Here is a 4,479-nt window from a genome sequence, read left to right as displayed (position 1 = left end):
TCCCGCCACGCCTCGGTGGGCTGGGCGGATGCCGCGGGCGCGAGGCCCGTGGCGAGGGCGGCGGCGGTGACGACGGCGCCGAGGGCGCGGGGTGTGAACCGGGGTGACATGACCCCAGTCCACCACGGTGGCAGACCCCTCACGGCGGGTTGCGTCCGGCGTGAGGACACCGTGACCATCACGTCATACCGGGTAGCGCCGGGGAAACAGGGCGTGCATACGGTCAGTTCGCAAGGACACCGAGGGGGTGTCCACGTCACGAGAGAGAGGGGGTCGACCTCATGTCGCGCTCACATGTCATAGAGAACTGGGATCCGGAGGACGACGCGCAGTGGAAGTCGGGCGGCAGGAAGACCGCCATGCGCAACCTCTACTGGTCGGTCTTCGCCGAGCACGTCGGGTTCTCCGTGTGGACCCTGTTCGCCGTCATGGTGTTGTTCATGCCCCAGGACGTCTACGGACTGGACGCACCCGACAAGTTCCTCGTCTCCGCGGTGGTCACGCTGACCGGCGCCTTCCTGCGCATCCCGTACACGCTCGCGACCGCCACCTTCGGCGGACGCAACTGGACCATGTTCTCGGCCTTCGTCCTGCTCATCCCCGCGGTCGGGATGCTGTGGATCATGGCGAACCCGGGCCAACCGCTCTGGATGTACCTCGTCGTGGGCGCGATCGCCGGACTCGGCGGCGCCAACTTCGCGTCGTCCATGACCAACATCAACGCCTTCTTCCCCCAGCGGGAGAAGGGCTGGGCCCTCGGCCTCAACGCGGGTGGGGGCAACCTGGGCGTGGCCACGATCCAGGTCGTGGGGCTCATCGTGATCGCACTGGCCGGCAACCGGTCACCGCACTGGGTGATCGGCGTCTACATCGTCCTGCTCGTCGTCGCGGGGATCGGCGCCGCGCTGAAGATGGACAACCTCGCGCACCAGACGGTGGATGTGCAGAGCATGAAGGACATGGCCCGCGACAAGGACGGATGGGTGTTGTCGCTGCTGTACATCGGCACCTTCGGATCCTTCATCGGATTCGCCTTCGCGTTCGGTCAGATGCTCACCATGACCTTCACCGGCAACGGCCAGGAGCCGGCCCAGGCGGCCCTGCACGCGGCACAGATCACCTTCCTCGGACCACTGCTGGGCTCACTCACCCGCATGGCCGGTGGACGGATCTCCGACCGTTTCGGGGGAGCCCGGGTGACCTTCGTGACCTTCTGCGGGATGGCGGTCACCACCGTCGCGCTCGTGGTGACCTCGAACATCCAGGCGTCGAACGACGGCCGGCTCGCCGGTGGCGCGCTCGTCCTGTTCTTCGCCGCCTTCCTCACGCTCTTCGGGCTCACCGGGGTGGGCAACGCCTCGGTGTACAAGATGATCCCGTCGGTCTTCGAGGCGCGCAGCCACACACTCGGACTGGACGAGGCCGCTCGGACGTCCTGGTCGCGGGCCCACGCCGGGGCGCTCATCGGGGTCGCCGGCGCGGTCGGGGCCTTCGGCGGCTTCCTCATCAACATGACCCTGCGCACCTCCTACCAGTCCTCCGGTGCGGCCACGTCGGCGTTCCTCGTGTTCATGGTGTTCTACGTGGTGGCGGCGATCGTCACGCGCGTCGTCTACATGCGGGCCTCCGCCGGGGTCGACGCGGTCGCCGCGGCACCCACCGAGCCCCGGGTCCCCGTGGGCGCCGAGGCCTGACCGGCCTCGGTCGACGATCGAGACGAAGAGGACACATGGTGCACGCGTTGACGACGACCGGCCCGCCGACACACACCCACTGCCCGTACTGCGCACTCCAGTGCGCGATGTCGGTGACGCCGTCCGCCGGTGACGGACCGGCGACGATCACCCCGGAGCAGTTCCCCACCAACAGGGGCGGGTTGTGCCGGAAGGGGTGGACGTCGGCAGGGTTGCTCGACCACCCGGATCGGCTCACCACGCCGCTGATCCGGGTGGACGGGCACCTGCGGCCGACCGACTGGGACACCGCGTTGACCCGGGTCACCGACGGCATCCGGCGGGCGCAGGCCTCGGGAGGCCCCGACGCCGTGGCGGTCTTCGGCGGGGGTGGCCTGACCAACGAGAAGGCCTACACACTGGGCAAGTTCACCCGCCTCGCGCTGGGGAGCAGACTCGTGGACTACAACGGCCGCTGGTGCATGTCGAGTGCGGCGGCCGGGGCGAACCGGAGTTTCGGGCTGGACCGGGGGTTGCCGTTCCCCGTGACCGACCTCGACGACGCCCGGGCGGTGCTGCTCATCGGTGCCAACCCCGCCGACACCATGCCCCCGTTCGTCCAGCACCTCGACACGGCCGCGGCGGCCGGCGGCATGGTGGTGGCGGACCCGCGCCTCAGCGCGACCGCGCACCGGGCCGTCGACGGCGGTGGGATCCATCTGAGGCTGCGGCCGGGCACGGATTCGGCGCTGGCCCTGGGGCTCCTGCACGTCGCCGTGGTGGGCGGACACCTGGACACCGAGTACGTCTCCACCCGGACGTCGGGTTTCGAGGACGCGTGGGCGATCGCGGCGGACTGGATGCCCGACCGCACCGAACGCGTCACCGGTGTCTCGGCCGACCAACTCGAACGCACGGTGGAACTGCTGGCGGGCTCTCGTGACGCGGGCACCGGTGCCTACGTCCTCACCGCCCGCGGTGCCGAACAACACTCACGGGGGACCGACACCGTCGGAGCCGTGATCGCCCTCGCGCTGGCACTGGGCCTGCCGGGCCGGACCGGCACGGGCTACGGCACCCTCACCGGCCAGGGGAACGGGCAGGGAGGCCGGGAGCACGGGCAGAAGGCCGATCAACTCCCCGGCTACCGGATGATCACCGATCCGGCCGCCCGCGCGCACGTCGCCGCGGTCTGGGGAGTGGGGCCCGAGGAGATCCCCGGGCCCGGGCTCTCGGCCTTCGAGCTCCTGGACGCGCTCGGGCAGCCCGGTGGGCCCACGGCGATGCTGCTCCACGCCTCGAACCCCGTGGTCTCCGCGCCCGACGCCGACCTGGTCACGTCCCGGCTCCGATCGCTGGACACCCTCGTGGTGGCCGACTTCGTCCTCTCCGAGACCGCCGAACTCGCCGACGTCGTCCTCCCGGTCCCGCAGTGGGCCGAGGAGGAGGGCACGCTGACCAACCTCGAGGGCCGGGTGCTGCGTCGACGCCGCTCGGTCACCCCGCCGGAGGGCGCCCGCGACGAACTGTGGATCTGGAACGAGCTCGCACGCCGACTCGGGCGGCGGCCTGATCGGTTCCCGACCGACCCGCGGGTGGTGTTCGACGAGTTGGCGCGCGCCTCCGCCGGGGGCAAGGCGGACTACTCGGCCATGGACTGGGACCGCCTCGACGCCGGAGAGGCACTGTTCTGGCCGTGCGGCGCCGACACCCCGGCCGGGACACCGCGCATGTTCCTCGATCGTTTCGCCACCGAGGACGGCCGGGCCCGCTTCGCCGTGGCCGCCGTGGACCCACCCGCGGAGGACACCTGCGCGGACTACCCGCTGCTGGGCACCACCGGACGCGTGCTCTCGCACTACCAGTCCGGTGCCCAGACGCGGCGGGTGCCGGAGCTGCTCTCGGCCGACCCCGAGATGTGGGTCCAGGTGCACCCGGTCGTCGCGCGGGCCGTGGGGCTCGACGACGGCGGACGCGCCCGGGTGGTGTCCCGCCGCGGGGCGGTCGAAGCGCTCGTGCGGTGCGACGAGGACATGCGGACCGACACCCTGTTCCTGCCGTTCCACTACTCCGGGGCCGCCCGCGCGAACCTGGTGACCCTGCCCGAACTCGACCCCTACAGCCGCATGCCGCAGTTCAAGGCGTGCGCGGTCCGGTTGGAGGCCGCGTGATGCGGGTGGTGGTGGTGGGGGCGGGGATGTCCGGTGCCCGGCTCGCCGAGGAGCTGCGGCGCGCCGAACCGGATCCCGAGACGATGTCTGTGACCGTCCTCGGCGCCGAACCCGAGGCGCCGTACAACCGGATCATGCTCTCGCACGTGGTGGCCGGGGGGATGGGGGACCCGGGATCCACCCGGCTCAAGCCCACCGGGTGGTGGGACCGCAACCACATCGAGATGCGCACGTCCGCCTCGGTGCAGGGGATAGACCGGGTGGCCCGGGAGGTCGAGCTCGCCGACGGCGAGCGCGTCCCCTACGACCACCTGGTGCTGGCGACCGGCTCCGAGGCCACCATCCCGCCGATCGACGGGGTCCGTGGCACGGACGGGGCGCTCGCCGCGGGAGTGTTCCCGCTCCGCGACGCCTCGGACTGCCGGGGACTCACCGCCCACCTCGAGGAACACCCCGGTCGGGTCGCCCTGGTGGGCGGCGGCTTCATCGGTCTCGAGGTGGCCTGCGCACTGGCGCGGTCGGGCCGCGATGTCGTCGTCGTCCACCCCCGGGCCTGGCCGATGGACTCCCACCTGGACTCCGGCGGCGGGCGCGTGCTCATCCGCGCGCTGGACGAGCTCGGCGTCCGGGTGGTG

The 4,479-nt window shown here is 71.6% G+C and carries 3 protein-coding genes; all 3 read left to right on the top strand.

Going from position 1 to position 4,479, the window contains the following annotated elements:
- Positions 1-281 precede the first annotated feature (281 nt).
- On the top strand, positions 282-1,694 hold the full coding sequence (locus G6017_RS10195; protein WP_179524648.1) for a nitrate/nitrite transporter: 1,413 nt from the start codon (positions 282-284) through the stop codon (positions 1,692-1,694).
- Positions 1,695-1,729: 35 nt separating this feature from the next.
- Positions 1,730-3,844: a molybdopterin oxidoreductase family protein gene (locus tag G6017_RS10190; RefSeq protein WP_182617218.1), complete on the top strand. Its 2,115-nt coding sequence runs from the start codon at positions 1,730-1,732 to the stop codon at positions 3,842-3,844.
- Positions 3,844-4,479: NAD(P)/FAD-dependent oxidoreductase (locus tag G6017_RS10185; protein ID WP_182617220.1), on the top strand; the 636-nt coding region annotated here is incomplete at its 3' end. The genes G6017_RS10190 and G6017_RS10185, both read left to right, overlap by 1 nt.

It is taken from the genome of Dietzia sp. B44 (assembly GCF_014145245.1).
In the GTDB taxonomy this organism is placed as follows: Bacteria; Actinomycetota; Actinomycetes; order Mycobacteriales; family Mycobacteriaceae; genus Dietzia; species Dietzia natronolimnaea.
The sequence above is the reverse complement of the archived record's forward strand: the minus strand, read 5'-3'. Positions and strand labels throughout refer to the sequence as shown.